This is a genomic window from Intrasporangium oryzae NRRL B-24470 (assembly GCF_000576595.1).
Lineage (GTDB): Bacteria > Actinomycetota > Actinomycetes > Actinomycetales > Dermatophilaceae > Intrasporangium_C > Intrasporangium_C oryzae.
Map to the genome: position 1 here is coordinate 1 of NZ_AWSA01000132.1, position 400 is coordinate 400.

The following is a 400-nucleotide window of genomic DNA, read 5'->3' on the forward strand; positions in this document are numbered from 1 at the left end:
TGGGCTGTTCGCCCATTAAAGCGGTACGCGAGCTGGGTTTAGAACGTCGTGAGACAGTTCGGTCCCTATCCGCTGTGCGCGTAGGAAACTTGAGAAAGGCTGTCCCTAGTACGAGAGGACCGGGATGGACGAACCTCTGGTGTGTCAGTTGTTCTGCCAAGAGCACCGCTGATTAGCTACGTTCGGAAGTGATAACCGCTGAAAGCATCTAAGCGGGAAGCACGTTTCAAGATGAGGTTTCCAGGCCCGCGAGGGCGAGAGGCTCCCAGCTAGACGACTGGGTTGATAGGCCGGATGTGGAAGCACAGCAATGTGTGGAGCTGACCGGTACTAATAAGCCGATAACTTGACCAAAGATGCTACGCGTCCACTGTGCAGCTCCCGAGATACAAACGGGACA

Annotated in this window: 1 rRNA gene; it reads left to right on the forward strand. The window is 55.0% G+C overall.

The window, feature by feature from the left end:
• Positions 1-354 (forward strand): 23S ribosomal RNA (locus N865_RS21380); the annotation flags it as partial.
• Positions 355-400: the final 46 nt, after the last annotated feature.